This window comes from Brachybacterium sp. HMSC06H03, assembly GCF_001807385.1.
In the GTDB taxonomy this organism is placed as follows: Bacteria; Actinomycetota; Actinomycetes; order Actinomycetales; family Dermabacteraceae; genus Brachybacterium; species Brachybacterium conglomeratum.
The window spans coordinates 1-1,243 of sequence record NZ_KV788838.1 but is presented as its reverse complement, the minus strand read 5'-3'; the positions used below and the strand labels follow the sequence as shown (position 1 = coordinate 1,243).

At 75.4% G+C, this 1,243-nt stretch carries 2 protein-coding genes; one reads left to right on the top strand and one right to left on the bottom strand.

Going from position 1 to position 1,243, the window contains the following annotated elements:
• Window positions 1-919, bottom strand: a 919-nt coding sequence (locus HMPREF3159_RS10495) for a glycosyltransferase (protein ID WP_070500981.1), incomplete at its 3' end; no start/stop codon positions are given.
• A 95-nt stretch (window positions 920-1,014) separates the two neighbouring features.
• Between HMPREF3159_RS10495 and HMPREF3159_RS17675 the strand changes: the two genes are divergently transcribed.
• Window positions 1,015-1,243: hypothetical protein (locus tag HMPREF3159_RS17675; RefSeq protein ID WP_210388865.1), on the top strand; the 229-nt coding region annotated here is incomplete at its 3' end.

Here is a 1,243-nt window from a genome sequence, read left to right as displayed (position 1 = left end):
CGCGCAGGCCCACCCCGGCCACGTCGCCGCGGTGGCGGGCGAGCACGCCGAGCCAGCCGAGCGCGGTGCGCCCGCCGTGCAGCACCCGCTCGAGGGGGCTGAAGGAGTCGGTGCGCAGCAGCGCCCACAGGCGGTTGCGCACGTCGTAGTAGAAGCGGCTGCCGGGACTCGTCTGCGCGTTGCCGAAGCGGGCGGTGCGGTGCTCGACGACGGAGGACGGCACCTGCAGGCCGCGGCCGTGGCGCAGCAGGCGCCCGGTGTGCTCGAAGTCGTCGGACCAGATGAAGTAGTCCGCGTGGGGCAGGCCGAGACGGCGCACGTCCTGACCGTTCAGCAGCGCGGAGACGTAGCTGGCGGTGCGGATGGGGCGGCCGCCGGCGCGGGCGGCGTCGCGCTTCTCGCGGGAGCTCGCGCCGAGGCGGGTGCGCTGGGTGTTCATCGGGTGGTCGCGGCCGTCGGTCCACACCGCGCGGGAGCTCAGCACGCTCAGCCGCACCGGCGAGCTGCCGAGGGCCTCCAGCAGCGCGGCGAGCGCGCCCGGCCGCGGCACCGTGTCGTCGTCCATCACCCACACCCAGTCCGCGTCGTGGCGCACGAGCGCGCGGGCGATCCCGGCGGCGAAGCCGCCCGCTCCGCCGACGTTGCGGTGCAGGTGGACCACGTCGGCGCCGAGCGGGTGCTCGTCGGCCACGCGGCCGCTGGCGTCGGTGGAGGCGTTGTCGATCACGACGACCGCATCGGGCCGGCGGTCCTGCGCGGCGAGGCCGTCGAGACACTGGGCGAGCAGCTGCTCGCGGTTGTAGGTAACGACCACGGCGACGACGCGCTCGCTGAGCGCCTCGGGGTGCGCGGCGGCCTCGACGTGGCCGGGCCGGCCGACGGTCGGACGGGTCTCGTCCGCGGGTGCGGTGTCGCTCACTGCGCCTCCTGCTGGGGGTTCCGTGTCGCCTGCGCGGCGCGACCCCAGTGTACGGAGGCGCCGCCTCCCCTCCACGACGGCCGGGGGACGGAGCTGTGAAGGTTCTCGGGAGGTTCTCCGAATCCTGGCCCGCTCCCCCGCGCCCCTCGGACGAGTCGGACGCCGCGCCCGCTACTCTGGCGAGCGCCGCAGGCCCGGAGCACCCCACCGAGCACTCTCCCCATGCCCGGATCCGAACTGCCGCAGACCGCCGGGACAGGTTCCCGGCCGGGAAGGAGACCGCTGTGAGCGACCAGCAGCCGCTGCAGATCGCCTCGATCGTGA